This window comes from Haloarcula salina (genome assembly GCF_049603855.1).
Taxonomy (GTDB): Archaea; Halobacteriota; Halobacteria; order Halobacteriales; family Haloarculaceae; genus Haloarcula; species Haloarcula salina_A.
Genome location: NZ_CP187150.1, coordinates 97,765 through 124,724, shown reverse-complemented (window position 1 = coordinate 124,724; position 26,960 = coordinate 97,765). Strand labels below are relative to the sequence as shown.

Here is a 26,960-nt window from a genome sequence, read left to right as displayed (position 1 = left end):
TGCCTTCGATAGTTTCGGTTACAGACGGACCCCTGGGAGGTTGAAGCACGAGCACCGACCTGTCGAACACCATCGGCAACGCGTTACAGACGGACTCTCGGGTGGCTGAAGCTTCTAGAGTGCAGATATGTGGGCACTCATTTTCGTGTTACTGACGGTCTCTCATGGAGCTGAAGTACTCGCATAGTGCGGTGAACCGGATCGAAGACCTCGTTTTAGATGGAACTTTGTGGAAAATAGAAATACACAGGGGCTGACACAATCTAACGACACTCGCCAGAGGCAGCGTGTCTAATACTGAGGGTGAATTACTAACGTTGTCAAGGAATAGATAACTGGCGAATTAGCCACTACCCATTCCCCCGCATGGCGTTGGCTAGGCTAAGCCAGCATCCTCCTGAGAGCACCTATCACAAGATTATGAACCATTGGTCCTAGTCAGGCTTGATACACGTAGCAATCCGTCTCACGGCGCAACTGCTCAGCACGAATCTGTTCCATCTTCTTCGCATCAGATTCAGATGGGTAGTCAGTAACTTCCATCAACCGTTTTGGCTTATAGAGATTAACAAAATCTGCAGACCCACTAGATTTCCCCTGATAATGCCTGCTCATTCTGCTGGGGAACTCATGCGAATATCCCACATAGAGAATACACTTTGATTCATTTAAAAAATCCGCCGCAGCTTCTCTTTCAGTTAGTTTCTGACCGCTTTTCTTCTTTGCTTGTGCATCCTCCCTGATTGACGTGATCGCCGATCGTTCGGTGTCTGCATCAGGGGTGCAGTCAATAACATATACTACATGGTGATTGTTCGCCGATGGATCGATGCTTTGCTCCTTGAGTACGGCGAACGCATCTGACTCAACGGTGTCTGAAAAGGTCATGAGTGTAGGTAGATCTAGTTCAGGATGTGTTCGGTTCGGGAGATCGTCCGAGTAATGAGTAAGGTCAAAGGTGGGGTCGAGCGTGATCTGGACATGATCCTCAGATCGTGTGATTCCCCGGTCACTTGCCTTGATTGCGACTAGAATTCCAGCGAGATACTTTCGCTTAAATCCGAGCAGTCCTTCGTCAGATGGCCACCCGACCTGTTCGGTCATCAGCATTCGTAATGCAGTGGCTCGCTTCCTTTGGGGCTTCCAAGAGTCGTTATAACTCTCGTGTGTTCTGACAAGCTCTTCCCAACTCTGGCTATGGCCAATACGGTTGAAGCATGCCTCGAGGAATGGATTTTTTAGACTGGTTTCATTGGCGACATCGTATTCAATGAGCCCATCAAGCTCATTCTGAATATCTTGCGTGTGGCTTTGGGCTCCGTTGGGATTTTTATCGTGATATTCTTGACGTAAATCAGCCATGGGTAGTTCATGGTGTCATCGCACATAAATTTACAACACATTGGGGGGTCGCGTTAGAGGTGGGTCACTTTTGAAGGAAATAGTCTCTTGGGACTCTCTTCGGGTAGTATACCTAAGGAGTTGAATGCACTTTTTGTATCTCTACGATTTCCAATCAGAAATTGAGAAGTTAGTCTACGACCCGGTGAATCGTTCGTCTACAATGGCTATGTCCCCCTGAACTGCTAGCCAAATTCTTGTTCCCGATCTCGGAGGACACGGCGCATTACTGGGGTAACTACGAATACCCGGCTGTCGTCCTGAGGATTTGCGCGTCTCAGCCGCCTCGCTACCTGGCAAAACCTTGCCAACGGGAGTGAAACAAAACCCGTGTGAGAAGACAGCGCAGCAGTGGAGCGGCTTACTCACGACCTGAACTACCTCCAATCGAATGTGACGAGTCACTACTCCCACGAACACATTAGTGGCCTATTCGCTCTCGTCGAACGAACACTCCTCGCTGGGCTCCGGAGCCATTTCCTCTGCAATTTTCTGTCGGTCTGGTTCGTCATTCTGTGCATGCTCAGCTGCTTCAATGTACGATGAAGATCGTTCAACCATTGTCTCGGCGTAGCAGATCATTTCGTTGGCGACCGGGGAAAACACCTCAAGCCAATCCGGTTGCTTATATTTGGTGACGTTCTTTTCGTAGAGTTCGTTTGCGTCTTCGAATTTGCTCTGTGCCCGGACATACTCCTCATTCTCGTAGACCGTCATCCCCGTGTTCCAGGTCTGATCCGCTTCGCGATTTAATTCCAGTTTATCTTTCAGCGTTTTTGCCTGGGACACTACCTGTTCATACCGGTCAACGACTGTGTGATAATCCTCGGCCGAGTAGGTAGATAAAGCCGCGACGCCAGCAGGATCTGCATCCGATTTCAGGCGCTGCAGTCGTTCGTTCGCTGGGCCGATGTCATTCTTGAGCGGGTTGAATGGTTCATCATATCGACTTTGGCCACGCTCGGTATCCCATGTCGGCTCAGCTGCATCGATCATCTCCTCCACAAGATTGTGGACATCTGGAAGCCACCAGGCGAACCATCTTGCCTGTTTTAGACGCTTTTTTCGCTTGGCTTGTGCGTCAGTGAGATCCTCGGAATCAAGATCACCGAAGATGTCGCGCGCATCGTACAGCGGTTGCTTAACGGAAGTCTGTGGAGCGCGATTACTCAGCGGGCGAGTGCTGATTTTCCAGCCTTCAGAAAATATCGAGAGAGCGTCCTCGATTTTCCTCGCAGCGTTGTCTAATTCCTTATCTTGAGCGTCTGGCGTCTCTGTTTCTGGCGCTGAATCAGTCGGCGTTTCTGTCTCAGTTTCGGTTTCCGTAGCGGTCGGTGTCTCAGTTGGCGTTGGTGTCTCTGTCGGAGTCTCCGTTGGCGTTGCTGTGGGTTCGGGTGTTGACTCTTCAGTAGCGGTCGGGGTTGATGTTTGGTCACTGCCAGTACACCCCGCAAGGCTACTGGTCACGAAAACTGCGAGATAGGTCCGTCGTTTCATAAGAGACATTCTCCTATGAGAACTCTATCATCCATGTCATATCCATTCTTCTACTAGTTGAACATCTTTCCGATGTCATTGGGTTACGACGAGGGAATCACAAACGGGATTGAAACGACTCAGGCCAGTCTCCAGACCTAGATGATTAGTGTTCAACCGGTGATCAGTGGGGCCACCACCGCTGCAGTCGGCATATCACCAGTTGACGATATCAGTGTAGTATATTACTTCCACTGCGGTATCCCGACTTTGATAACCGCCCGTGCTAAATACTCTATTCACGAGCGATAGAACAGCAAGAATCAAATGTGAGCCTTCGAATCACATAGCAGACGCAAGAAATCTGGAGGACTCAGAGTGGAAGACTCGAACTTGTACCAATTTGCTGATATTGAGTCCGTAGATATGCTCTACGGGTGGGCCGATGAGATGATTGAACAGGAGGAGAACCCTGTTAGATCTCTAACGTTCATCGCCGACGAGCACCCCAGACAGATTTTTGAGGATCACTCACCAACCGGTTTTTCGGTTGATATTGATGAGAAGGCAGAGTTTCTAAAACTGGATCTCACTCGACGTATCAAAGGCTCCGGTGAAGAGTATAACGAGGACGGATACAAGTTTCTTTCTGGGGACATATACGTCTTCGAACAGAGTGAGGATGCTGTCTACACTGCGTTCTCGATTTGTGATCGAGAGTTCTTCACGCAAGCGGTGCAACGATATATTCAGGGGCTCCCTCCTGCAGTTTCACTTTCGTTCCTGTCGACAGCAGAGCTGAAACAGTTGTTTGACAAACTGAGTGACGAGATTGATGGCAATATCTATGTCACTAAAGGGGTTATCAAATCCCCTGGTTCGGATACTGATGTCAAATATTTCGATAACAGCCGTTACTTCGAGTTGTTCAACACTGAGGAAGTCAGTGAACGGTCATATTATGTCGATAAAATTGAATTTGAGTTGCGTGATTCTCGGCATCAATTCCGTGGCCAGGTCTCCAGAAAGGGCGCATCGCGCTACGTAAGTGGCAACCACAGTATCTACTTCAGCAAAATCCTCCCTCATCTCTCGTCTCTGCTCTCTGCAAAGGGCGATTTATTCGACAACAAAGCACGCGAGTACGGATCACGCGACGCAGAAACAATCGAAATCACATATGAGGAGGGGGCAATCAAAGGTCGCGAAGAGAATATCCGACTAATAAAGGCACTGGACGGACTAAAGAAGTCTTCAATTACGGTTTATCACAAGAATCCGTATATGCACGCCTCTGTCCTCGATTATGAGGATGGCACGAATGCAGATGTTTTCCTCACCTCTGATCACCGGGTGAGCATTGTGCCAGGGTTCAATGCATCTCGGAAGTCACTATCGCGAATCTGTGACTGTATTAATCAAAGTTTCTTGGAGGGCGACGTTTCCGAGGGCGCAGACAGGGACAAAGACCCTGAAGAGTACTTTGTCACGGGGTGATTCTGGGTGGGAAGTCAAGACGAGTATGAACGGTGTGTTGACGCTGCTTTCAGTGAATTTCGGCAGTACGATCAGATATCTGACATCGTGTCTGCTTGGGAACAGTTTCTCTCAGATTTAATTGGAACTGACGACCTGTACTTTGATCGGTTCCCAGCCCACCCGGAAACCACGGACAATCCCGCTAATACTCCAACTTTTACTGCTTCGATGGCTGAGTCCTACGGTATTGTTTTCAAGATTCTACAAGATGTTCCCAGTAATTTTTCGGCCTTTTCCCAACAAATTCTGTATTTGACTGATCTTGACAGGGATAACCTGGTCGACGAGGGCCCATCTCCGGACCAGTATGATCTCTGCCTCATCATTGCCAGTGATCAGGGTCAGCAAGCAAGGATGCATATTAACGAATTCCTGGACCAATCCGAGCTAGACGAGAACTTGGTTCCTTTGGAGTTTAGCTATATTGACCAAGATACGAACCCAAAATATCGGTTTGAACGGATGACATTGGTTGGGGATAATTTCCGAGATGAGGGACTTCCAGAACGAGCCCGTATGAGCCCGCACCTCTCTTCTTCTACTGGTGAACTAGAAAGCATCGAAATTGGAGCAACCGATTTTGATCGTAACAAAGCCACTGGGATCCTTTGTAACGAAGAACCTCCTCATCTGTATCTGGCATGCCATATGTGGGACCGCGTATTCTATGATCAACTCGACGATGCGCAAAAGATTATCTGGGAGCGAGAAGACCCCAGTAAAACATTAGAATTCGAAATCGAAGTTGACGACTTAACCACGAAGCTGAATAGAGATTACATTCCTAACGGATCCGTCAAATCTGACTGGGTTGACGACACGTTAGAATATCTCTGTGTTGTTGAAAGCGCAAAGAAAATCACTGGGAATCGGTATCGGATCGACTTCAGAAATCTCCGAGAGAAACGTCGCGAGTACAGGGATGTCTCCGTCCGGGGTGGTGAGTTTTCTGACTTAGCGAAACTCTTCGCAGAGTGGCACTGTGAGAATACGATTGAGATGGACCGAGGCGAACTCTCTGAATTACGAACACCGGATGAAGAGCATGAGGTTGAGAACGCAGAAGATTGGACCCAGCCTGAGATTGGTGAGTTCTAATCGCCTATGGCCCGTGATGATGATACCACTACTGAGTTTGAAGAGGTAGATGCACGGATAGATCTTGCAGATCGCTACGATCGGATGGTCGAAAGCCAGCTAACCGCGCTTTCGAATGTTGATACGAATGCCTGGCGAGCTGCACGACTTATTGGAATCCTCATTGGTATCATGCTGACTGCCTTGTCTGTTGTTGCCCGAACCGGTGGTGCCGGTATCACCATCACACCCTATGCACTGTCCTTTTTTGCTGTTAGTATTGTTCTTTTATTGATATCGCTGTTTTTCGCGGCTATCAGCATTCTCAACGTACAAGTGGGATATGGGCCAGGAACTCAGCTGGCTGATGGACTCAATGACGGGAGTGTTGCGGCACAAGATTATCCTGGATTTGTCTCAAAGAGCCTCTCAAAGAATATTGAAACTAACAAGACCGTTCTCAAATCGAAAGCTAACAAGCTTAGATATACTTACAACTTCTTGATAATTGGACTAATCACATTTTCGGCTGGGGTTTGGCTCCTGGTCACAGACCCGTCATTTCTGATCCGTTTACTAGCAGCAGGGTTTGTCATCTGTGCTGGTCTTCTAATATCCGATTTTATACTGAACAAACGGTACGATCATGTGGGCGGTGACGGAAATCGTAGCTAACTGTCTTTTTTATACACGCTTGGTGGAATGGTGAACTGAATGTACCCGCTGCTATTGTCCGTCTATCGGTATCGTCACCGACGGATCCTTTGGTGGTTGGTTTCGCCGGACCTGAACAGACGTACCTCACTTATACTGAACGAAGACTTTTTGCGAGGAATGACGAAGCATCAAATATGTCTGAGTTATCGCCAGGCCAAGCGGCATTTGTGCTGATGTGGTTGTCCCTCGGCCTGGCGTGGTTCGTCCGCTACGGGCCTGAGAAGGTAGAGCGGATTCGGGAGTCGCTACGAAACCTCAGATTCCCCTGATAATCGCAAGACAGTCGAATGGCGGAAGGCCAGAGAAGTAGCGAGTTCCAAATAGAAACGCTATCGACTAACCCTATTCAACAGACCCCTCGACCTAGAGTACTCACTATCGATGCTACGCCGCCGTCATTGATCACCCGTCCATTCAACTACCATCTCACCACGATTAGACAGATCGGCTTGGATGGAGACGGACTCATAATCATCTGGAATTTCGAAGGCAATCCACCCCCTTGCTGTCGATTCATCGCCAAATATCGAGCCACCCTCGTAAGATTTGCCCGTTACAGGCTCTACCAACGTTCTCGAGGAATAGCCGAGATCGTAGGCTGGGTACTCGTCACCATCGACGATCGCTGAAAACCCATCGGGACCAACGATCGATTCGCTGTCTGTATTCTCGACACTCACATACGCAATCGCAAACGTGTTCGTGCTTTTTGCGATCACCTGCTCGGTCGAGTCATAGCCAGCCTCATACTCGAAATAGTGATTAAACCGCAGCCGTGAGACCCGATACTCAACTCCCGATGGCGTAGTGAAGGGTATCCCCATTCCCTGTTGTGCTGGGCCGAAATCGACTGTGGTTGCTTGAGAGAACGGGAAGAGTCTGTACTCCGACGGACCAAGATACGGTTCGTTGATCGTGAAGTCGATAGACGCAGAGGAGTTGGCCTCGATTGTCTGCTCAATTTCTGCGACTCGCTTCCAGTTACTGTCACCAGCGTTCCGTCGTTGGACGAAGCCATGGAACGTAGCCGATTCAGCCCCGGTATTCCGGACCCTCGCGGACACGCTCTTGTCGCTCAGTATTGGAACCTCCTCAGGAAGGTCCAGCGAGACAAGCTCGAAGTCTGGTGCGTTCTGTGCCCGATTGCGCACCTCTTCGTCAAACTGCCATACTACTTCTGGACGGTCTGTAATGGAATGATTCCATGCAATTGCGGGTTCTTCAATGTCGGCCGGCATCTGGAAAATGAGTGTCCCTGTGCGACTTGCTCCTGGCGCAGCGTCGCCCCCACCTGAATACAGTGTCACGTCATCTGGTGCGTAGTCACTCTGGAAATCAGATGCTTGGTTGAGACGAGCACTATCGTGAGTTGCCCCTGTGAGATGGAATTCACTCCCGCTGGGGAATTCGCTGTCTGTCGGCTCAGTTGCCCTCACTGAGAGCGTACAGAAGACCAGTGTTGAACCTGATTCTGCTGCAAATAAGCCTCTGTCTCCGTTATCAGTGAGATACGTAAATGAGGGTTGGAATGAAATATCAGTGACTTGTACTTCGAACCCATCCAATGTGTATGAGTCTCCCCAGTTCGGACGGGCCGGGACGATCTCGACTGTCGTTGTTGTTCCGTGGTCAGGAATTTTTACCGTGATTTCTTCCGACCGGTTGATTTGCTCTGGCCCGAGTTTCACCGATTTCAGCGTCCCTGGCTTTACGGTATCAACGCGTGCAGTCCCGGTGAGCAGGCTGATATTCTCACCGACATACATCGATGATGTAAAGTTCCCAGTTCGTCCCCCAGTGTTTGCAACGGAGAGTGTGAGATTGAATTCCTGCCCTGCTTCGACTGTTTCAGGGGCTGAAAGATTGACCTTCGTATAATACGGAGGGCCCGAATCTGCAGCTGTAATTTCGGGATATTCATCCGACGGACTGTCGGCAAATATTCCCGAACACCCAGCTAATACTGGCATTGATGCCGCAGCGAGTAGTTCCCGTCTTTTCATGGTAAGTAACTGACAATCAAAACAAAAGGGTGTTTCGACAATCTACCGAGTCAGGTCTGGTGGTTTGGACGGTGCTGACGTAGGCCGTACCAAGGTGAAAGGGCAACTTGTTCGTTAAGCGACTAGAATAAGTCGGAAAGAAGTGGCTGCGGTGTTGTTGTACTCGCGCCAAACGCGACTTAGTACGGCGAATGAACACTGAGTGCAGTGTTTGAGACACTCTGGGAGTGCCAACAGCGATTTTACGGAAACTCGCGTTGCCTGGGATGAGGTTGCAGCCGACGCTGTCGTAGGTGGAGTATCAGAACGTTGCAGTGACGGTGTAGCGAAAAGCGCTAACCAACAATAGGTGATCAATATCTCCGACTGTTGGTTAGCAGAGAACCGATTGGTTGCTGCCCGGCGTTTGTTTCTCACGATCTCACCAGACATGAGCTGTACTGTCGAAGAACGAAAGCGGGTTCGTCGAGCCGCGCGGGCGATTCAGGAGGAGGTGCCGACTGAGTCCGTTGATGTAGTTGCACCGAGCGCGAGTCAGTACGGCGAATGGACGCTCGACGCTGTGTTGCGTGATTCGGAGGGTGTACCGCCGGAGGTACTTCGGGAGCTGGCGTTAGCTGGGTTGACGTTACAGCCGACACCGTCGCAAGCTGAGTATCAGCACGTGGCGGCGACAGTGTAGGACAATAGTGCCTCACTTTCCGTCGACCCCGGGGGTTGCGGGGGTATTGACGGTCGACGAAAATAGTGAAGTGAAACCGGGTTAGAGATAGGCTATGTCCCGGAAATCGGGCATGGTTACAGACGGACCCTTGGGCGGTTGAAGTTAGGGGCCATGTGACGAGTGGGCTCAGTTCGATCATTGTTACAGACGGACCCTTGGGCGGTTGAAGCCAGCACGAGATTCTGTACGCTCTTGCGGCGTCGGGTTACAGACGGACCCTTGGGCGGTTGAAGCACGAGTCCGCGGTACTCCGCGCAGTAGTCCATCACGGTTACAGACGAACCCTTGGGCGGTTGAAGCACTTTCACTGTAGACCTGTGAAAAACGCTTAATTAGTTACAGATGGACCCTTGGGCAGTTGAAGCACCCGAGTTCACTAACCGGCCGGCAAGATCGCCAAAGGCTTTTTCTCTGTAAGGATTGTAAGAATTGGTAGTGACGGGCGACAGGATAGTGTCTCAGGAGCATAACGAAACACACCCGCTCCAGAACGGCTCTCTAAGCCTTAGCCCGGTGTTGTTTGATGGCAAACGCTACAAAACGGATCCCAGTCACCGAAGAACGATGGCGAGATCTGAACAAACTCAAGGAAGCTGGCGAAACGTACGACGACTTACTGGCAAAGCTGATCCAAGAACACGAGCGACATCAACTTGCCGAGCGAGCACAAGCGGTTCGCGAGGCGGACTCGGAGGAATTGACGCCGCTTGATGAGCTATAATGTCTTGCTTGCCGACCAACCACGTGAGTACATAAGTGCGCTTGACGACAAGAGCCGCCGGATCGTCAAAGAAAACCTCGGAAAACTTGCTGACGACCCTTACCCTCGTCCTGGTTCTGGCCAGGGTGACAAAGAAAAGCTCGTCGTTGACGGTGAGGAACTGTATCGCCTCCATATCGGACGAACGCATACTTCATTCTATGATATTCTCGAAGACAAGCAGGAAGTCCGTATAATCGAAGTACTTGATATTGATGAGGCTCACAATCGCTACGGATTCAATTGATTCGGACACATAGCGCAGGAGCTGACCCCAATCGGATCGGAGTCTTTCCCAGCACGACCAATCGTGTAGCTGCGACACGAGGATCGGTGGCGGCGGGTATCGGATTGTATTGCTTCGTTTTCCGTCGACCCCCCGGGGGTTGCGGGGTTATTGGAGGTCGACGAAAATAGTGAAGTGAGACCAGGCGAGAGATAGGCTGTGTCCCGGGAATCGGGCATGGTTTCAGACGGACCCTCGGGCGGTTGAAGCGCCACCAAGATCCACGTTTTCTTAGGGATCAGCGATAGTTTCAGACGGACCCTCGGGCGGTTGAAGCCAGCAGAATCCGTCGACGTCGCCGACCTCGGCTCCACAGTTTCAGACGGACCCTCGGGCGGTTGAAGCCGCTGTGCGTGCCCGAACTGTTCCCGTGGGGATTGGTTTCAGACGGACCCTCGGGCGGTTGAAGCGGATCTGCTGGACGCCTACAAAAACGTGTATGACAGTTTCAGACGGACCCTCGGGCGGTTGAAGCACCATGCGACCGTCGAAGCGGGCGAAGTCGCCGACCGTTTCAGACGGACCCTCGGGCGGTTGAAGCGCGTCAGCGGCCTGGACGTCTTCGGCCCACTCGACGAGTTTCAGACGGACCCTCGGGCGGTTGAAGCACTCCGTGATATACCTTCGTCAAACCGACGCATCCGTTTCAGACGGACCCTTGGGCGGTTGAAGCCCCGTCGGGTTCGTCGTGCTGATAGTCGGCTACCGGGTTACAGATGGACCCTTGGGCGGTTGAAGCGCGCAACTGAAAGCGTGGCTGCGGGAGTTGACTGGGTTACAGATGGACGCTTGGGCGGTTGAAGCCCGTTGAAGTCGTTCACGTTGATTTCGTATGTCTGTGTTACAGATGGACCCTTGGGCGGTTGAAGCGACCACGCGTCGTTTCGCGTGTCACGGTCGCGGGCGGTTACAGATGGACGCTTGGGCGGTTGAAGCGAGACGTATCACAACAAAGAAAACGAGCACATCGTGTTACAGATGGACCCTCACTCCTCTATGGGACCGAGAACGGACTGGAGTTCTTCCCTAATGAGTTCTGACCGCCGTTCAAGAAAGAGATCGAAGTTTTCGATCCGATGTGTTTCAGGATCGGTCGGGATAAGGTGGCGGTCGTAGAACGACTCGTCACGGCTCGCAAGCCACTCCTCGACTGGGGTATCCTGCTTTGCCTCGTTTTCCCGCCCGGTTAGCAACTGGAGGTTGGCAAGGCGATCAGCGTGCGCATCGAACGCCTTGGCCCGATCCCGATCCAACCCCGACTCAAGAAGTCGGTCTTCGGTTAACAGCGCACTTGGGAAGATGTGATCTTGGTGGTACTGGATACTCCCGAAGTCGATCTGGTCGTAAAGCAACGTTAGCGTGAGGAACGTTCGGTTTCCACCTTTCGTATACTCTAGAACGTTATCGATCATCTCTTCATTGAACCCGGTCACCTTCCCAAGATCAGCCATCTCCGTCTCTATTGCTGCCACCGGGAACGTCTCGCCCGGCTCGTCATTCAGTACCTCCCGAATCCGGTTCAACACCGAGTCTGCACTCCCAGAGAACGTCCCGTGTAGCAGCGACGTGAGCAACCAGCGTTTGATATCACGCTTCGTCTGGACGCGCTCGCGCTCGTCTCGGCGTAGTTTCTCTGCCGTCAACCCTGTCTGTTTGAAATAATACGCAATCGGAATGACCGCATTTCGACTCAGCAACGTCTGGCCACCGATACCGAAGTTGTTGACCAGCGTAGCCGCCTCCTCAATGGCCCGACGAATCTCGGGCCACTCTGCTTCCATTTTGGCAACGTTCTCGCGCTTGAATTGACTCACCCGATAGCGAACCGGCAAATCAGCCAAAACAAGCGATGACTTCAGGAGGAAGTCTTTCCCGTAACTGTTGGTCATCGGGAGCTGGGTGTTGAGATGATCGACGAAGGAAGTGAGTTCTTCACGGGCATCGTACTCCTTCCAGTTGGCCTGTGCAATCGAAAGGAGGAGATCGGACTTGCTGAGCTGTGTTCCCCCGTCATTCGTTCTGATGAATATTTCGAGAACACGATCGATATCCTGTTTCTGTTCTTCGAAGTACGTGATGTACTTCTGGTCGTGGACTGCCTGCTGGAGATCAAAGAGATTCTGGCGAAACACTCCCTCATTTTCGATTTCCAGCCCGGCTGTCTTCTTGTCGATGTAGTCCCGGAGTTCCATGGTGTCTGAGTAGTTGAGGATTGCCCCGGCTCGGAACCACCAGTCATCTTCGTGCCGGACGAGCGCCTGGTCGTACTTCTCTGCAGAGAGGAATTCGAACTGGTACCTCGTGTTCCGGTCGCCACCCTCCTCGGCCTTCACTCGCGGGTCAGCACTGAGATTTAGATACAAGCGTGATTTCGTCCATGAACTCCGATTCCGATACCATTGATAGGGCTCCTTGTATGTGTAGGTACCCTTGAGCCCGATGTAGAACGAAGAGAGCCGCTGCTGTCCGTCAAGGATGAGTTTCAAATCTCCTGCGCCGTCTGGTTTAGCCTTTGAGTTGCGTGTCTGGGCGTCCGTCTCGATCCACTTCGTAGAAGTGATGTAGTTTTTGATGAATCCATACATCGTGTACTCGTCCCAGTTCTCCTCGTGGAGATCCCAGTAAAGGAACGTCCCAATCGGATAGCCCTGGAGGACGGAGTCAAAAAGATCGGTAATCTGCTCACGCTCCCAGACAATCTCACGCTGAATGGCTGGGAGAAGGTAATCCCCGTTCTCTATTCGCCGCACCGCTTCCCGAATTGTCACCCGCTGGTCATACATTGACAGTACTACTGTAGGGGGCTCCCTTTAGTCGTTCGGGCGTGGCCCAGCTCACCAGCAATACCGTGGATACATCCAATTCGCTTTTAACTCAACCCTGTACACCAAACAAATTGTTTCCGGGATCCGCTTGTTCAGATGTTGTCGAGTGCGTTTGGAAAACACTCGGCAGGAAGAGTTTACCGGGTGTAATTCGGACTGTCTCGAAAAACAATCTCCGTAGACAATTTACTCAGACACAATCAAGTGCATTCTCCTGGGAGATGCCCGAATATACCTTCTCAATCATTCTTTCCCAGTGATCGGCGTAATCTTCAGCCCGCGTGGGCCTCGGCCACCATATTCGATATCGAAGGTAACGATCTCACCCTCCTCTGGGTAGGCTCCGTCGTAGTCGGAGATGTGGAAAAAGACATCGGGGTCCGCACCACGGTCAACGAACCCGAAGCTTTTCCGCTCGTGGAAAAACCGAATCTGACCCTTAGGCACGGCTCAGAATTAGTTGACTGATTGGTATAGCCTTTCTGGTGGGAAAAAGTTAGCATGTCTGCTCCGAATCTGAGAGATATGACAGAGACGGACGCCTGTGATTTTTTCTCTACGACCGAGTGGGATGAGCGGTTGCGACGTCACGTTGGGCGGACCTGGGACATCGAACAGGCGCTCTCTACATTGACCGACCGACCCGTCACTGAAGTCCTGGCAGACTTGGCCGACTCGACGGGAATTGACCGTGGCGCTCTTCACAACCACAACCTTGGTGAGTTGCTCGAACGCGATGGGGGCGAGGTTGTTGACGCAACGCTTGACAGGGCAGTCGACAAATGGAAACATGTCCAGGATGTTGACCTCCCCGACGAGTGCCCCCACGAGGTCGAGGGGAAGGGGCGGTGTGTCTTTCATGCTGGCCCCAACACTGTCGACGGGGATCGGGTCAGGATGGCGTTTCTGGACGTGCTCGCCTCAGAGAAGCCCCAGGCGAACTGCCTGGTTGGCCTGACAGCCGATCATCTCGACCTCTCGCGATCGACCGTTGAGGCGGTGAACGAGTTTCCCGTGGATCTCCGGTACGCTGAAGTCGGCTGCCTGGATCTCGTCGGCGCCGAATTCGCTCAGGACGTCCGGGCCAGTGGTATGGTCGTTGGAGACCCATCTTTCGAGAATGCGACGTTCCGCGGTCTCACGGACTTTTCGGGGGCTGTTCTGGGGACTGGGGGCGAAGAGGCGACCGGTCTAGAGGGTACTGCCGATGTCATGCATACGGACAACTTCGCCGAGTTTGAGGGCGACGTCTCCTTTCGGCGGACGACCTTCGATCGGAAGGCGGATTTCAAGCGTGCACGGTTTGGAGGTGATACGAGTTTCAACAGTGCCGCTTTTGGCGATATCGCGATGTTCAATTTCGCCCGTTACGAGGGCGGGTTGGACCTAATGCACGCGGTTTTTGACCGGAAGGCAGACTTCAGTAAGGCCACCGTCAGCGGCTATGCGGTGATGAACGCTACATACACGGGCAACGCGATGTTCAATTACACAACTTTCGAAGGCGAAGCCGACTTCTGGAACTCCACCTTTGAGGGCATGGTTGACTTCTGGGGAACGACGTTTCAGGCTTCCGTAGACTTCAGGTACGCCGACTTCCAGGGTCATGCCAGCATCAAGGAGGCCCACTTTGACGAGAGTTGTAATTTTACCGGTGCTCAGTTTCATCGAAAAGTGATTTTTGACCGGATTACTGCCGCCAACACCATCCAACTCACCGAAGCTATGCTCCCCAAAGGTCGGATCATCCAACCGTCAAGGGGCGTAACATATTACGACCTCACTGACGCGGTGCTCGGTGACGTTCGTCTCCTAAAACCGGACGGCTCAACCGCTGACCTAGACCGGTTCCGGTTCGTCGAGACTGACTTTGATGGGTTCGAGTTCTCACGCCACCGTGACGAACTGCGGGGCAACTGGCGGATTGACCGCTATGGCGGGACTAACCGCAATCCCTCTAACAACGAATTGGAAATGACCTATCTTCGAGCGAAAAACGGTGCTACGAGCAGCGGCGACAGCAAAGCGGCCTCCGAATTCTTCCTGCGGGAGATGAAGTATCGCCGCAAGAACAACTGGAATCTCTTGTGGACTGGAGACGGTCTACTCGATCGACTCCGAAGTGGGACTTGGTGGGTGGTGAGTTGGTTCTACAACGTCTCGTGTGGCTACGGTGAGCGACCACTGCGGACTGGACTCGCTTCGTTGGTAATCGTTGTGGGGTTTACTCTTATCTACTGGGCGTCACCATTACAACTTGAAAATGCAGGGCTGATGGCCTATCTCACCTTCAGTTTCCAGACCCTCGTGACTCTTATTTTTGGCGAGACTCCTGCTGTCGAACCAGTGTACGTACGGCTGTTGGCCTCGATTGAGGCGTTCATCGGGGCTTTCCTGATTGCTCTCTTCGTGTTCGCGCTTACACGGTCAATCCATAGATAGATTGACGCGAAGAATACTGGAAAATGATGCCCTGGCAAATGTACCAGTTGGGTTGTGGGCCGCTTGGTCTTGCCCGTGATCTATCTCGTCTCGTAATTGACCTACATTCGATAATCTGGTCTACAGAGCCATTCTGCCAGAGGTATTTCTGAAATTCGTGTTGGCCGGGATGACGCTCCAACCGACCCCATCGTAAGCAGCGTATCAGCAGGTCGTGGCGACGGTGGAGGACCATACTGCCTCATGTTCCGTCGACCCTCGGGGGGTTGAAGGGTTATTGGCGGTGGAGGAACATAGTGAAGTGAAACCAGGCTCGAGATAGGCTGTGTCCCGGAAATCGGACATGGTTACAGACGGACCCTTGGGCGGTTGAAGCTTCAACTGCCGGTCCAGGTTCTGCTCGACAGTCGAGTTTCAGGCGGACCCTTGGGCGGTTGTAGCAAGGGCTGCAATTTCGAATCATTTGATTCAGGGATCAGTTACAGAGAATCCTCGGACGGTCGATCAAAGATAGATCAGATCCGAATACACTGGCTCTCTTCGGTCTGAAAATTCGTTCTCCAAGTCTTGCAAGGCATTTGTGACCGAGTAAATATCGATCAGAATCGACTTATACTTTGACTCATAATATTGTGGCTCTGAGCGATTCAAAGGGTTCAGGGGTTTGTTTGACCATGAGAATTGCAGTTGATGTTGATGGAGTCTTGGCAGATCATGTCTCGGCAGTACTTTCTAGACTTCGGGCAGAAAACGATGGGTTCAGTAGGACGAATATGAGCATGACCCATTGGGACGAACCACTTCCAGAGTTAGGAACGAGCCTCAAGCCAGCGATTGAAGCTGCTGAGTCAGACCCGGAATTCGTTCGTAACATACCGCCCGTGAAGGGAGCAGTTCAGGGAACCACTGAACTAGTGGATCAAGGCCATGAGTTGATTATTGTGACCGCTCGCCCGAGAGCGATTCTTCCAGACACCCATGAGTGGTTAGAAGCTAACAGCATTCCGCACAACTATGAGGAAATTCTATCTACGGATGGTCAAATGAAGACAGTCGCAGATACAACAGTGTTGATTGATGACTATCCTGGGCATGTGAACGACTTCGCTAATGCCGGAAGATACGCTATTCTATTTGTTCAACCATGGAACAGATCGGAGGTGGATGACTTGATTGAGTCGGCTAATATCTTCGCTGCTGAAGACTGGGAGGAAGTTGTAGATGTTGTACAATCGCTCTCTGAAAAATTCGAATTATAAACCTCCAGTATTACTTTTGAACTCAATCTTCCTCCCAATCCGATAGATTGGCCTGTCTTTGCTGTGCCGTTGAATCCGTCTCTTCTACTTGGACAATTTTTTCTTTGTCTCCAAGATAGGTCCAATCTACCTTATCGATACGATACACAATTGTAATACCGAACAATACAAGGAGAACGGCGGAATCTTTCCACAGGCCAACGAATTCGAGTATATTTGCAAACTCAAAGATCGATACGAGAAGAAGCAAGACAAAATAGATGAGGGACCGCCGCTCGCACAACTTGACAACAAGAGAATAAATGAAGTTCTGGGTAGGATTTTCATCTTGCCCTTGATCCTCAAGTCTGTCGAAGGGTTCTTTTCGATATTCAGCGAGCTTCAAACCGTCCCAAACAGTGTATAAGAAGAAAATCAGCGCAAGTAGTGCAGCCACAATCTCGAGTTGTTCATACACGATTAACATAAATCCATAAATCACGACGAGAAATGCATCCAGGAAGAATCGAAGCATTCCGGCGACAGACCCATACAATACGGGATTGTTGCTTATTGAAGCGTTAAATCCATACCAGCTAAACAAAAGCGTGCTTACCCCAAGCATAAACGTTCCAAAGTTAGTTAGGAAAGCTAAATCTGGAATGGCAAGTGACCAGTTTTCCGAGAGTAATCCTTTCTGTCCAACGAGCTCTGGAGCGATGCCAATAGTCAACGAAAGAGTAAACAAGAAATCCAGCAGATCTGGCTTTACCTGATCTTTGTATCCTTCTCTACTATCGCTACTGCCAGTTTTAGTACCAGGACGCATTAATTATCAAATACCGCTGAGATGATTGAGCGCTTGTATGTTTCACCGGCGACATCGTCTTCGAATAGCAGTTCCATGGTTAATGTGGGGACTTTGGCGACCGGTAACTGTACCTCCAAATTCCTCGAATCATAGAGTTTCTTAGGAATATCGTTTAGAGGATCGACAATCACGTTTTCAGCTGGGTGAGAATTGGAGATGCTCTGGTAATATTCATCCTCCACTCCCAATCCAGACCAATATAACTGCCCATTAGATGACAGTACTCGACGAACCTCATCAAAATAGTTTTGCAAGACACTTTCTTCTATTAGGTGACAGGAAAAATATGAATCTATAACCAGGTCAATTGAATCCTCAGTAATCGGGAACCCTTCTGTAAGATCTGCTACTAGAACTTCAACCGAACCACTAACTGAAGACCGACCGATCCGTTCTCTTGTCCGTTCGATTGCTTCAGTTGAAAAGTCAATTGCAATCACATCGATACCTTGATCCGCTAGGTAGACAGCATTTCGACCGTTCCCACACCCAACATCTACCGCGACATCAACCGATTTGTAATCTAACTGTCCTTCTGCAGCAATGAGTGCTTTTGAGGGATCGTCTCGGTTGCTACTAGGGATAGCAGTGTGTCGAGCATATTCTTTATCCCAGTATTTACGACTGGCCGACTTTGGGAAGCTCAGTGAATCATTGGCTTGTCTAACAGTCGCTTTATTCCCTTCAGTCATTGTTTAGGTTCTTTTCGCCTCCCGATTATTTGATAGTGTGGGTCAAAAATGTAGGAAAAGTCCCTGTGGGATTTAATAATGACACTATTCCATCGGAATTGGATCTATTAGCGAATGAGGTGGACTAAAGGTCGGCGGCTCGCTGGTCGGTGATCTTGTGCGAGGTGTTGAGACATGAGTTGTACCGTCGAAGAACGGCGGGGTGTTCGATGTGCCGCGGGAGCGATATGTGACGACCGAATCCGTCGATATGCTCGCTCCAAACGCTAGTCAGTGCGATGCCTGGACGCTCGATGCCGTACTTCGGGATTCCACCGGAGGTGTTGCGGGAACTGGCGCTTGTCGGGTTGATGTTGCAGCCGACGCCGTTGCAGGCAGCGTATCAGTATGTCGTGGCGACGGTGTAGGACAATACTGTCTCATTTTCCGTCGACCCCCGGGGGGTTGAGGGGTTATTGTCGGTCGACGAAAATAGTGAAGTGAAACCAGGCTAGAGATCGGCTGTGTCCCGGAAATCGGGCATGGTTTCAGACGGACCCTTGGGCGGTTGAAGCCAGATGAGCCTCGGATGGTGAATTGCGTCACGGGGCGTTTCAGACGGACCCTTGGGCGGTTGAAGCATTCGGCGAGAGGAAGTTCAAAGAGGACATCGTCCCGTTTCAGACGGACCCTTGGGCGGTTGAAGCGCGCTGCAGGCGGTGGACCTGCCGGCGGTTGCTCAGGTTTCAGACGGACCCTTGGGCGGTTGAAGCCACCGAATCAACGAAGAGCTACCGTTCGACCTGGCGTTTCAGACGGACCCTTGGGCGGTTGAAGCTGCAAGAAGCATCGAGTCGGTAGACCGCCCTGTGATGTTTCAGGCGGACCCTTGGGCGGTTGAAGCTTCTCTGAAGGCTCCGAAGAGGTCATTGAGAAGACCGTTTCAGACGGACCCTTGGGCGGTTGAAGCAGAACTGGGTGTACCACGCGACGCTCCCGTGCATCGGTTCCAGATGGAACCTTCTGTGACGAAAAGATGTATAATTCTGTCGTCAGTTGCAACTCTGAACCAAGGAGTCCGCATTTTGAGGGGGGACTCACAGCTCCCGGGTTTGTGAAAGAACAATTCTAAAGCGCGCACGCCAGGCATCTGACGCAAAGCCGGACTACTAATAGGGCCAAACACTGGAATAGGATACAGAGAAATGGCAACGATCTATCTCGCTGGTCCGATCCAACAGGATGACGCCGATCCATATGCCTGGCACAACGCGATCCAGGATCATTCGCCGGAGATAGACTGGATCAACCCCTTTGAACTACATACCTACAATGAAGACGAGGTCTGGGACCATATTGACGAGATCATTGAGCAGGATTTAGAGGAGGTCGGGAACGCGGATGCTGTTCTTCTCCGCCGGATCGACGAATACAATCTCAGTGGGGCCTCAATAGAGGCAAGAGAAGCGTACACCAAGGGGATCCCGGTGATCGTCTGGAACGATGCAGAAACAGAGCTCCCGCTTTTTCTTCGAGGACACGTAGATGAAGTCTATGAATCTATGGAGGAAGCTGTGGAAGCGGTGAAAGCCGCCGTCATTGAACCCAAGACGACTGATTGCTGAGTTACAGCAACACTGATTCGAATCGAGTATCGGTATATGACCACGGCGGGATACGGCTATCGTGTCCCCCTTTCGTTGATTCCCAGGTGTTTCGGGAGTATTGGCGAACGTCGAAAATAATGAAGTGAAATCACGCTAAAGATGAGTTGAATCCCGGCATGGGGATGGTTACAGGCGGACCCTTGGACGGTTGAAGCAACCGCCCGGTCGACATCCCGATGACCGCACGGACAGTTACAGGCGGACCCTTGGACGGTTGAAGCCCGTCGAGCGAGCGACCAGGGAGGCCGAGTACGCGTTACAGGCGGACCCTTGGACGGTTGAAGCCGTGTACTCCCCAACCGAGGAGGGAGGAGAAAGAGTTTCAGACGAACCCATCAGTGGGTGAAGTATACTTCACGGAGACTGTTGTCGAGATGGTAGTTTCAGATCTCAAACTGTCGAATGAAAGTTGATGTCCACGCTAGCTAACCAACATAGAATAGCGTCAAATCGAACTGTTGGTTAAGGCTTTTTTGAGCGTTTCTTTGGGACACGGAGGTGGTGACAACTCGAATATCAGCCGTCTCGTCGATCTTCAAGCTTCTCTTTTAGCTCCCGGTTGAACTGCTTTCCTCGGCGACCGTGGTGCACCTTGCGGTGGCAGTTGGGACAGATCGCGATAACAAAGTCTGGATGATCTGGTCCACCATCACTTAGTCGGTTGACGTGATGGATCTCAAGATAGGGTTCGCCGTTTTGATTGAGGAAAGGTGCTTCTTCGCCACAGCCTTGGCAGACCCCATCAGCCCAACTGAGGGCGTATCTTCTCACTGATTCAGAGGTTTCGTATTCGGTCGACGTGGCTGTCCGACGATTTGGCTTCTCTGATGCACTAGCTTTAGCCTGGTCCCACAGATCTTCTTTTGTGATGTCGGCTGGGTTCTCACCAGAGGACGTATCAACGACTCTCTCCAGACGGAACCGAATGGCTGAGCGATCATCACGGTTTTTGTCTGGAAGGATCTCTGTATGCCAGTCGATGCAAGAGTATTGGCCAAGGTAGACAACGTGAGTGTCGTCAATAAGCGATTTTTCGAACAGATGGATTTCCTCATTGTTCTTTTTGTGATCACGGATATCAGAATTCCACCGACCAGTATTCGTAGATCGGTCAAAAGTCATATTATCTTCCTGGCCCGCCCCGGTGTAGACGAATTTGCCATCCGGTTTGAATTCATCTTTATATCCATACTTTTCGCCTTCGTCACCTGTGAAAATGAACACAAATGGATGATCTGCTGGGGAGGAAATCCCTCCACGTTCTCCCCCACCGAACTTCTCATGAAGGGTTCCACGTCGAATCACATCACCGATATTGTACGGAAATTGGGCTCCCATGGCACTGCTAACTGATGGTGTTCAGTTAGTGCTTTGGACCTGATGTGTAATTCCAACTACATTTGAGGGTAGTGATGGCGATCGTTACCGAACTTACCGCCTCTCCAGTTCTTCATCAGCTGTATTTAGTATCGACTCCAATCGATCACGGATCCTTTCGACCGAATATGGTGTTGGCTGATATCCAGGGGTATCAAGCTCGTCGGCAAAATCCTGAATTTGGTCTGCTATCTCTTCTCTAGCCTGCATTTGTTGCTGCCGTTCCTTTGCGTTCCCGTCGATCATTACTGGCTCACCGCACTCTGGACACCGCCAGTCAAACATGGTATCTGACTCACTCCATCTTCGTGCTTCGATCTGCTCACCACAGAATGAGCATTCAGTCGACCGCATCAGAGACTCACCATTGACACAGTTGTCCCTTTTTCAGTGGGACTTCAGTTAGTTCTATCCCCAAGTTCTGATTTGATCTCGTCAGGGTCACGAATCATTGCTGATTCAATATCCGGAAGACAAAAAGTCGCGTTGAGTCCCTTTCTAAAAAGTACTTGATATAATCGCCGGCAAATCTCTGTTGGGGTATGTGAATGTGCATATTGGGCGACCAATGCTCGAGCTATCGCTAGCATCGAGAGTGTCTCTTTATGTATTTGGGGAGAGATTTCCCGGAGAATACATGGCCACCGACGAAGTTCCTCAGATAACAGTCGATGACGACCGCGCTCATATCACAGAATTCGATATTACGGATTCAACGGTCGTCAAGTATCTCAAGCAGTTTGATAACGGGGAGAATCGAGAGGATGCCCTTCTCCGAGCGCTCCGTATCGGGGTTACGACGATGGAACTTGCGGAAACCTCTCAACAGGAAGAATTTGTCGAGCGGAAATTCGCCGAGATGCAGCGAGATCTTCAGGAAGAGATCACCCGGGTCGAGGATGAGGTTGAGGACAAGTTTGGTGATGATGGTCACGTCCCGCAGATTTTCGAGAAGCACCTCGGACAGAACGGGAATCTCAAGCAACACATCGAGGAGGCATTCAGCGAAGACGGCCCGTTTACCGAGCGGCTTGATGAAGAGCTCGGTGAAGACGGTGAACGCATTCAGCAGGCGCTGGATCCAGATACGGAAGGAACGCCGACGTACCGGCTCAAGCGGACGCTCCAGGATCAGATTCAGGACCTCCGTGATAAGATTGAGGAACAAGCAACTGCTGAGCAGACTGAGGAAGAGATTCGGCAGCGAACCACGCTGAAAGGCGATGACTTCGAAGACACGGTTGAGGAAATGCTCTCAAATCTCGTGTACAACACGAGCAATGAGGTTGAGTACACTGGCGATACGATTGGTGAGATCAGTGGCCGAAAAGTCGGCGACTTCGTTATCACCCTCAACGATACCGGCCAACGGATTGTTGTTGAAGCAAAAAGCGATAGCGGGTATTCCCAGCGGGCCATCAAGGAAGAACTTGCTGATGCCGTCGAAAATCGTGATGCGGATTACGGGATTATCGTCTTCGAGTGTGAGTCCTACATTCCGAGCAAGGTCGGGTATTTCCACGAATTTGATTCTGAGCGGCTTTCCGTAACACTCAAAGAAACTGAGGAAGACGACATTGAACCGGGATTCCTCCGAATCGCGTACAACTGGGCTCGGACGCGAGCAGTGCAGGGGTACGTTGATTCGGGTACTGCTTTCGATCCAGAAGCTATCCAGAACGCCGTGAGTGAGGTGAGCGATTCAATTGACCGATTCAGTACGATTCGGAAGAAGACGACTTCAATCAGGAAGACGGCGAACCAGATCGACGAAGAATTAGAGGAGATCGAGGGAGAGGTGAAGTCGGAGCTTGCGGACATCCGGACAGAGATACAGACAACTGAGTGAGTCATCAACCGGGGTAATAGAATCTGCTTTCACCGTGGCTACCCCAGAGAGCAGCCGTTGATGAGGCTCGCTCAGTTTGCACACTGCCTATCAAGACACCGATGAGCCCAGTTACTCCTTCTCCATTGAAGGGGCGTCTCCACCGTCAGCTAGCCCGTGGGTTACTCAAGTCTACCACGCCAAAATTGAGTTACGATGACAGCCGAGGCGACTCGAATCGGGTTGCTTTCCGACATTCATGGCAACGCTGTCGCATTGAACGCGGTCCTCGATGATATGGAGCCTGTTGATGCACTCGTCTGTGCCGGTGACATCGTCGGCTACGGCCCGTCACCTGAGGCGTGTCTGGATGTGGTCCGGGATCGAGAGATCCCAACGGTCATGGGAAATCATGATCGCGAGGTCGTCAGGGGGATGACATGGGAATCCGGGGACGAATACGCCCGTCGAGTTCTGTCATCAGAAGACCTGGAGTGGCTGGCGGAACTACCCCGAGAGCTGCGGCTGTTCGACGAGCGCCTCAAAGTCGTCCACGACCATCCTGACGAGCGGGACCGCTACACGGAACCAGCCGATTTCGCACCGACACTCCTCGATGATGAAGACATCCTCGTCCTTGGACACACGCATATCCAACACGCTGAGGCGTTCGACGAGGGGCTCGTCGTCAATCCCGGCAGTGTCGGCCAGCCTCGCGATGGCGACCCAGATGCTGCATATGCCATCGTCGATTTAGCCGATCTGACTGTTGATCTCTGCCGAGTTCCATACGACATCGAGAGCGTCCAGCAGCGTATCAAAGAGACCAGCATATCTGACCGGAACGGAGACCGACTGGCACGCGAATAGCGACCTGCTAAGTAATTCGGTTGTCTCCCTTCTCAATACGTGGTCTGTATTCATTTAATGTCTCTCAACAGTAGCCCGTGAATCAAGGGTAATTCGATTAGCTGGCCCCACTATTGAACGAACATCATCGTTTCAAGGTAGCAGCTGGTCTTCATCCAATGGGAGTTCCTCATCGATCAGTTATCTTCTATCCTCCGACACAATCGCACTTGACGACTCCCGTCAGGGTGGCTCAATGTCCAGGGCGGACCGGTAACGTCTGCTGCTTGGTGGACTTCCATAGTTGTCATCCCAAGCAGGCCGGCAATTTCCGGAGCATGAAGATCAGAGTAATCTCGTGCAATCGCAGCGCACTTCTGGCGGTCATCCCACTCATCTGTGCGGTTTTTGTCTAATAACATCAGGAGTACCATCCCGAGTGCGCTCTCAGAATCGGCGGGTGCTGAAGCAAATCCATGCTCATACATCAGCTCCCAGCACACTAGAGCCTCCTCCGAACTTCCATCAGAAGTACTGGTTCTCTTATCAGGCGAGGACATTCGTTTGAATGGGCCGAAACATGATATATATCACTGGCGGTTCTGGAGATCTATTATATAAGTTCTTTGGGTGTTGTAGGATATTTTCGGTGTTTGACAAACTGAAAACTGCACTGCCCAAAATAGTACAGAATTTAATACATCTTCAATAAACGCTGGATTTACATCCTCTGAAAACTAACAACGACACAGCTACGGGTACGGAAATTGGCCGGTATATTCTTCAGATATTCCTTCATCATATCTGATGTATGGACGAAAATTCGCCATACTGCAGTGCATCTAACTATTCAGTTGCTAAAACCCAAAGTGGTAAATATCTTCTTCAGTTTGAGGGGTGCGTGTTCTCCGATGATTCCCACTCCAAGAGAGACTTCACTGTTGAAAATGTTATACTTCCTGAGAAGCCTGGTATTGTTTTGGTAAATAACAAGCCTACTTGCCTCTCAGAGCCTGAAGTTGCGGGGATCCTCTTAGCGTTGGTGCGCGACTGTAACGCATTTTCGCCGCCCCTGGAAGCAGCTACAGTTGTCTTTGATGGCGGTCAAGTTGAACTACGGTTTGAACACAAGGACCTCCGGGTACAATTCCATTGCGAGGATTCGAGGACAGTGACTTGGTCAGCAATACACGACCGCCTGTATGACCTCCCTGCTGGCACAGAGTGGTTAATAATCACTATCGGTTCTCTGACGGCACGCGCAAAGGCCGAGATCAATCATGCAAATTACCGTGAAGGAAGCCATTATGTCGAAATATCAAACAATCTTCGATGGCAGGAACGAGATTAAGTTCAGTAAACAGCTATTTAAATTGCCTAAGCTATTGATCCGTGCTATTTGCGTGTTTTCGGATTGTGCAGTTAAGTGTTCTAGTGAGAAGATCAGCGATCTCTGCGTGTTCATCGAACGCTTCTGATAGCGTTTCATAATAACTCGTTGGGAATTTATCTTGGTTGAAATCATATGTGCTTTTAGTTATAACTCCTCCACTATTCACAATTTTAATTCCGTGTTCGTTAATCCACTGAGCTAATTCGTCGTCCTTTTCGTCCATTAGCTGATCGCGGAACGCCCTCTGTAAGTCGGTATCAGTCGGTTTATTCCTGGGCCATTTTATTTTGAATATTAGATCTCCATTCAAGAGATCTTTAGCATTTTTGATTTTGTGGACGAACTGGAGCTTTACTGCGGCTTCGCTAGTATTTGCAGTAGTCTCCATTTCTTCACCACGACGCCATTCAGTGCGGTATATTTGACCGTGCTTCGAATCCTTGCCGCGACCACAGTTCCACTTTTCAGACCACTCTGAGGGTTGGTACTGTTGTAATAATCGATTTGGCCAGTCATTTATCATTTCTTCCTGGAGTGATGTGAATGCCTGATGCGTCTCGTTGATTGCATCGGCATGTTTCAACCGCAGGCGTGCCTTCTCGATTGTGTCCGAGTCTGTGTGAGTATCTTTCATATTTAATTTCGTCTCGGCAGTTTCTAGGAATTCTGTTAGCTGTGTCGCACTGGTCAGTGGATATTGTCCGAGTTGCTGACCAACGGTTTGTTGAATCATCCGGATCACAGATTCCCACGGAACATCAGAGAAGGAATCATGGTCGGAAGACTTCCCTTTTGGTGCCAAGTATATGTACTTCTCTTCAAGCCCAGGTTCAAATCGCGCAGAAATCCAGCTTTGTTCTACATAGCGTTTTGTCTGGTCGTGCCCTTCGCCAGCATCTAATTTGATCTCGATACACATGAGCCACTCATTAGGAAGATAAATTATCAGGTCGGGCTGTCCACTTTCAATAGAAACCTCAGACTCCACGATAACATCAGTTAATTCTCTCCGCTGATTTTGGATGCCAAAGCTTGGATGTTCGCTCGAAATGGTTTCTAGAACAGCCTCAAGAATATCTGGCCCAAAGCCATGCTGTTCTGTGGGTGTAATATAGTATTCTAACAGGCGATGCCAGGATTTTTCTTTATGCTGAATGTCGAGAATTTCAAGTATCCTCTTCGGATTGTCCTTCTCACATATACTACCATACTCATTCGAGTGAGATTCAATTTTATCTTTAAGCCTATCTGAGCTCACATTATAGTGTGAATTTAAATAATAAATAAATGTTCTGTATGAATGTATAGTATACTTGTCATCCCAGTTAGGGAGTTCCCTGTTTCGCCGTTTCTCACTTCGACTTCATGAGGCAATCAAAGTGACATAACGTTTGACTTCCGATCGTCGGTTTGGGTATTCGTCTGCCATCATCAGATGATACGAAACTTTACAATCACCAGTTACTGTGATTCAACTTATTTTCAGCAAGATCTCATCTATTAAACCTTGATCTCCGATTGTGGCTCGTCCAAAACTTCTACCGCTACATCCTCTGTAACAGCCACGTTATAATCATCCTTTGCGAGGGTGTTGATCGCGTAGGCAAGCCCACTTGTATCAATCTCCCACATTTCCTGTTCGGGGTCCCACCGCCTGTGGGTCTCACTCCAGGATAGATCTTTGAGTGCGTCTTTAGCTCTGAATGGACACGTGACATAGACCTTCTTGCCGTACCTGGTACTGTGGGGTTCACAGAAACATATGATTGAGTCAATCTGTGGAATTCGTGAGACGATGTCAATCTCTATTGTCATC

23 protein-coding genes, 1 pseudogene and 3 CRISPR repeat arrays are annotated in these 26,960 nt (G+C 50.5%); of the genes and pseudogenes, 13 read left to right on the top strand and 11 right to left on the bottom strand.

Annotation, left to right across the window (positions count from 1 at the left end; all coding sequences use genetic code 11):
* Nucleotides 1–438 precede the first annotated feature (438 nt).
* Together ACOZ4I_RS20420 and ACOZ4I_RS20415 are read right to left on the bottom strand one after the other, a co-directional pair.
* A complete protein-coding gene (locus ACOZ4I_RS20420) occupies nt 439–1,362 on the bottom strand; it encodes a GIY-YIG nuclease family protein (RefSeq protein WP_424005640.1) in 924 nt (307 codons plus the stop codon).
* A gap of 468 nt (nt 1,363–1,830) precedes the next feature.
* Nucleotides 1,831–2,898, bottom strand: a complete 1,068-nt coding sequence (locus tag ACOZ4I_RS20415) for a hypothetical protein (RefSeq protein WP_424005639.1) — start codon at nt 2,896–2,898, stop codon at nt 1,831–1,833.
* A 357-nt stretch (nt 2,899–3,255) separates the two neighbouring features.
* On the opposite strand from ACOZ4I_RS20415, the gene ACOZ4I_RS20410 reads away from it, so the two are divergent.
* From ACOZ4I_RS20410 to ACOZ4I_RS20400, 3 genes are read left to right on the top strand one after another with little or no spacing between them, the layout of a single operon-like run.
* Complete coding sequence (locus ACOZ4I_RS20410; protein ID WP_424005637.1) at nt 3,256–4,374, top strand: hypothetical protein; 1,119 nt, start codon at nt 3,256–3,258, stop codon at nt 4,372–4,374.
* A gap of 6 nt (nt 4,375–4,380) precedes the next feature.
* The gene (locus ACOZ4I_RS20405) at nt 4,381–5,514 is read left to right on the top strand and encodes a hypothetical protein (protein ID WP_424005636.1); all 1,134 of its coding nucleotides are present in this window, start codon (nt 4,381–4,383) and stop codon (nt 5,512–5,514) included.
* A 6-nt stretch (nt 5,515–5,520) separates the two neighbouring features.
* Entirely contained in the window at nt 5,521–6,168 is a 648-nt protein-coding gene (locus ACOZ4I_RS20400) for a hypothetical protein (protein ID WP_424005634.1), read from the top strand.
* 437 nt (nt 6,169–6,605) lie between these two features.
* On the opposite strand, the gene ACOZ4I_RS20395 is transcribed toward ACOZ4I_RS20400, so the two are convergent.
* A complete protein-coding gene (locus tag ACOZ4I_RS20395; protein WP_424005633.1) occupies nt 6,606–8,213 on the bottom strand; it encodes a hypothetical protein in 1,608 nt (535 codons plus the stop codon).
* Nucleotides 8,214–8,643: 430 nt separating this feature from the next.
* Here ACOZ4I_RS20395 and ACOZ4I_RS20390 point away from each other — a divergent pair, with 430 nt between their 5' ends.
* From ACOZ4I_RS20390 to ACOZ4I_RS20380, 3 genes are all read left to right on the top strand, one after another.
* Nucleotides 8,644–8,895 carry a hypothetical protein gene (locus ACOZ4I_RS20390; RefSeq protein ID WP_424005788.1) on the top strand — a complete coding sequence of 84 codons (252 nt, stop codon included), beginning with the start codon at nt 8,644–8,646 and terminating at the stop codon, nt 8,893–8,895.
* A 115-nt stretch (nt 8,896–9,010) separates the two neighbouring features.
* Nucleotides 9,011–9,302: direct repeats of the CRISPR family, unit length 30 nt.
* Nucleotides 9,303–9,460: 158 nt separating this feature from the next.
* Nucleotides 9,461–9,658, top strand: a complete 198-nt coding sequence (locus tag ACOZ4I_RS20385; protein WP_424005631.1) for a hypothetical protein — start codon at nt 9,461–9,463, stop codon at nt 9,656–9,658.
* On the top strand, nt 9,648–9,944 hold the full coding sequence (locus tag ACOZ4I_RS20380) for a type II toxin-antitoxin system RelE family toxin (protein ID WP_424005629.1): 297 nt from the start codon (nt 9,648–9,650) through the stop codon (nt 9,942–9,944). Before ACOZ4I_RS20385 ends, ACOZ4I_RS20380 begins: the two co-directional genes overlap by 11 nt.
* A 218-nt stretch (nt 9,945–10,162) precedes the next feature.
* Nucleotides 10,163–10,919: direct repeats of the CRISPR family, unit length 30 nt; unit sequence GTTTCAGACGGACCCTCGGGCGGTTGAAGC.
* A gap of 50 nt (nt 10,920–10,969) precedes the next feature.
* Here the strand turns inward: ACOZ4I_RS20380 and ACOZ4I_RS20375 are convergent.
* Together ACOZ4I_RS20375 and ACOZ4I_RS20370 are read right to left on the bottom strand one after the other, a co-directional pair.
* The gene (locus tag ACOZ4I_RS20375; protein ID WP_424005627.1) at nt 10,970–12,766 is read right to left on the bottom strand and encodes a GmrSD restriction endonuclease domain-containing protein; all 1,797 of its coding nucleotides are present in this window, start codon (nt 12,764–12,766) and stop codon (nt 10,970–10,972) included.
* A 285-nt stretch (nt 12,767–13,051) separates the two neighbouring features.
* Nucleotides 13,052–13,255 (bottom strand): cold shock domain-containing protein, encoded by a 204-nt coding sequence (locus tag ACOZ4I_RS20370; RefSeq protein ID WP_424005626.1) that lies wholly within the window; start codon nt 13,253–13,255, stop codon nt 13,052–13,054.
* Between the two features lie 78 nt (nt 13,256–13,333).
* Here ACOZ4I_RS20370 and ACOZ4I_RS20365 point away from each other — a divergent pair, with 78 nt between their 5' ends.
* Complete coding sequence (locus tag ACOZ4I_RS20365) at nt 13,334–15,250, top strand: pentapeptide repeat-containing protein (protein ID WP_424005624.1); 1,917 nt, start codon at nt 13,334–13,336, stop codon at nt 15,248–15,250.
* A gap of 674 nt (nt 15,251–15,924) precedes the next feature.
* A complete protein-coding gene (locus tag ACOZ4I_RS20360; RefSeq protein ID WP_424005622.1) occupies nt 15,925–16,509 on the top strand; it encodes a 5' nucleotidase, NT5C type in 585 nt (194 codons plus the stop codon).
* Nucleotides 16,510–16,531: 22 nt separating this feature from the next.
* Here the strand turns inward: ACOZ4I_RS20360 and ACOZ4I_RS20355 are convergent, their stop codons facing one another.
* Nucleotides 16,532–17,317: a hypothetical protein gene (locus tag ACOZ4I_RS20355; RefSeq protein WP_424005620.1), complete on the bottom strand. Its 786-nt coding sequence runs from the start codon at nt 17,315–17,317 to the stop codon at nt 16,532–16,534.
* On the bottom strand, nt 17,317–18,051 hold the full coding sequence (locus ACOZ4I_RS20350; protein ID WP_424005619.1) for a class I SAM-dependent methyltransferase: 735 nt from the start codon (nt 18,049–18,051) through the stop codon (nt 17,317–17,319). The genes ACOZ4I_RS20355 and ACOZ4I_RS20350 overlap by 1 nt, the downstream gene beginning before the upstream one ends.
* 174 nt (nt 18,052–18,225) lie before the next feature.
* Here ACOZ4I_RS20350 and ACOZ4I_RS20345 point away from each other — a divergent pair.
* Nucleotides 18,226–18,458 (top strand): annotated as a pseudogene (locus ACOZ4I_RS20345) (hypothetical protein).
* Between the two features lie 117 nt (nt 18,459–18,575).
* Nucleotides 18,576–19,000: a CRISPR direct-repeat array (repeat unit 30 nt; unit sequence GTTTCAGACGGACCCTTGGGCGGTTGAAGC).
* A 235-nt stretch (nt 19,001–19,235) separates the two neighbouring features.
* The gene (locus ACOZ4I_RS20340; protein WP_424005617.1) at nt 19,236–19,655 is read left to right on the top strand and encodes a hypothetical protein; all 420 of its coding nucleotides are present in this window, start codon (nt 19,236–19,238) and stop codon (nt 19,653–19,655) included.
* Nucleotides 19,656–20,213: 558 nt separating this feature from the next.
* On the opposite strand, the gene ACOZ4I_RS20335 is transcribed toward ACOZ4I_RS20340, so the two are convergent.
* On the bottom strand, nt 20,214–21,035 hold the full coding sequence (locus tag ACOZ4I_RS20335) for an HNH endonuclease (protein WP_424005615.1): 822 nt from the start codon (nt 21,033–21,035) through the stop codon (nt 20,214–20,216).
* 93 nt (nt 21,036–21,128) lie between these two features.
* The gene (locus tag ACOZ4I_RS20330) at nt 21,129–21,320 is read right to left on the bottom strand and encodes a hypothetical protein (protein ID WP_424005614.1); all 192 of its coding nucleotides are present in this window, start codon (nt 21,318–21,320) and stop codon (nt 21,129–21,131) included.
* A 391-nt stretch (nt 21,321–21,711) separates the two neighbouring features.
* Between ACOZ4I_RS20330 and ACOZ4I_RS20325 the strand changes: the two genes are divergently transcribed.
* From ACOZ4I_RS20325 to ACOZ4I_RS20315, 3 genes are all read left to right on the top strand, one after another.
* Nucleotides 21,712–22,923 (top strand): hypothetical protein, encoded by a 1,212-nt coding sequence (locus ACOZ4I_RS20325; RefSeq protein WP_424005612.1) that lies wholly within the window; start codon nt 21,712–21,714, stop codon nt 22,921–22,923.
* Nucleotides 22,924–23,118: 195 nt separating this feature from the next.
* Nucleotides 23,119–23,772: a metallophosphoesterase family protein gene (locus tag ACOZ4I_RS20320; RefSeq protein ID WP_424005610.1), complete on the top strand. Its 654-nt coding sequence runs from the start codon at nt 23,119–23,121 to the stop codon at nt 23,770–23,772.
* Nucleotides 23,773–24,562: 790 nt separating this feature from the next.
* A complete protein-coding gene (locus ACOZ4I_RS20315) occupies nt 24,563–25,102 on the top strand; it encodes a hypothetical protein (RefSeq protein ID WP_424005608.1) in 540 nt (179 codons plus the stop codon).
* Nucleotides 25,103–25,133: 31 nt separating this feature from the next.
* Here ACOZ4I_RS20315 and ACOZ4I_RS20310 read toward each other — a convergent pair whose 3' ends face one another.
* Together ACOZ4I_RS20310 and ACOZ4I_RS20305 are read right to left on the bottom strand one after the other, a co-directional pair.
* Nucleotides 25,134–26,402 (bottom strand): PD-(D/E)XK nuclease family protein, encoded by a 1,269-nt coding sequence (locus tag ACOZ4I_RS20310; protein ID WP_424005607.1) that lies wholly within the window; start codon nt 26,400–26,402, stop codon nt 25,134–25,136.
* Between the two features lie 242 nt (nt 26,403–26,644).
* Nucleotides 26,645–26,959, bottom strand: coding sequence for a hypothetical protein (locus ACOZ4I_RS20305; RefSeq protein WP_424005605.1), 315 nt, complete (start codon nt 26,957–26,959; stop codon nt 26,645–26,647).
* Nucleotide 26,960 lies beyond the last annotated feature (1 nt).

Coding starts and splice junctions, on each gene's coding strand:
- ACOZ4I_RS20360 (WP_424005622.1), top strand. CDS start 15,925: ATGAGAATTGCAGTTGATGTTGATGGAGTCTTGGCAGATCATGTCTCG.
- ACOZ4I_RS20350 (WP_424005619.1), bottom strand. CDS start 18,051: ATGACTGAAGGGAATAAAGCGACTGTTAGACAAGCCAATGATTCACTG.
- ACOZ4I_RS20415 (WP_424005639.1), bottom strand. CDS start 2,898: ATGAAACGACGGACCTATCTCGCAGTTTTCGTGACCAGTAGCCTTGCG.
- ACOZ4I_RS20400 (WP_424005634.1), top strand. CDS start 5,521: ATGGCCCGTGATGATGATACCACTACTGAGTTTGAAGAGGTAGATGCA.
- ACOZ4I_RS20335 (WP_424005615.1), bottom strand. CDS start 21,035: ATGGGAGCCCAATTTCCGTACAATATCGGTGATGTGATTCGACGTGGA.
- ACOZ4I_RS20340 (WP_424005617.1), top strand. CDS start 19,236: ATGGCAACGATCTATCTCGCTGGTCCGATCCAACAGGATGACGCCGAT.
- ACOZ4I_RS20380 (WP_424005629.1), top strand. CDS start 9,648: ATGAGCTATAATGTCTTGCTTGCCGACCAACCACGTGAGTACATAAGT.
- ACOZ4I_RS20375 (WP_424005627.1), bottom strand. CDS start 12,766: ATGTATGACCAGCGGGTGACAATTCGGGAAGCGGTGCGGCGAATAGAG.
- ACOZ4I_RS20320 (WP_424005610.1), top strand. CDS start 23,119: ATGACAGCCGAGGCGACTCGAATCGGGTTGCTTTCCGACATTCATGGC.
- ACOZ4I_RS20395 (WP_424005633.1), bottom strand. CDS start 8,213: ATGAAAAGACGGGAACTACTCGCTGCGGCATCAATGCCAGTATTAGCT.
- ACOZ4I_RS20305 (WP_424005605.1), bottom strand. CDS start 26,959: ATGACAATAGAGATTGACATCGTCTCACGAATTCCACAGATTGACTCA.
- ACOZ4I_RS20330 (WP_424005614.1), bottom strand. CDS start 21,320: ATGATCGACGGGAACGCAAAGGAACGGCAGCAACAAATGCAGGCTAGA.
- ACOZ4I_RS20355 (WP_424005620.1), bottom strand. CDS start 17,317: ATGCGTCCTGGTACTAAAACTGGCAGTAGCGATAGTAGAGAAGGATAC.
- ACOZ4I_RS20385 (WP_424005631.1), top strand. CDS start 9,461: ATGGCAAACGCTACAAAACGGATCCCAGTCACCGAAGAACGATGGCGA.
- ACOZ4I_RS20390 (WP_424005788.1), top strand. CDS start 8,644: ATGAGCTGTACTGTCGAAGAACGAAAGCGGGTTCGTCGAGCCGCGCGG.
- ACOZ4I_RS20365 (WP_424005624.1), top strand. CDS start 13,334: ATGACAGAGACGGACGCCTGTGATTTTTTCTCTACGACCGAGTGGGAT.
- ACOZ4I_RS20325 (WP_424005612.1), top strand. CDS start 21,712: ATGGCCACCGACGAAGTTCCTCAGATAACAGTCGATGACGACCGCGCT.
- ACOZ4I_RS20315 (WP_424005608.1), top strand. CDS start 24,563: ATGGACGAAAATTCGCCATACTGCAGTGCATCTAACTATTCAGTTGCT.
- ACOZ4I_RS20420 (WP_424005640.1), bottom strand. CDS start 1,362: ATGGCTGATTTACGTCAAGAATATCACGATAAAAATCCCAACGGAGCC.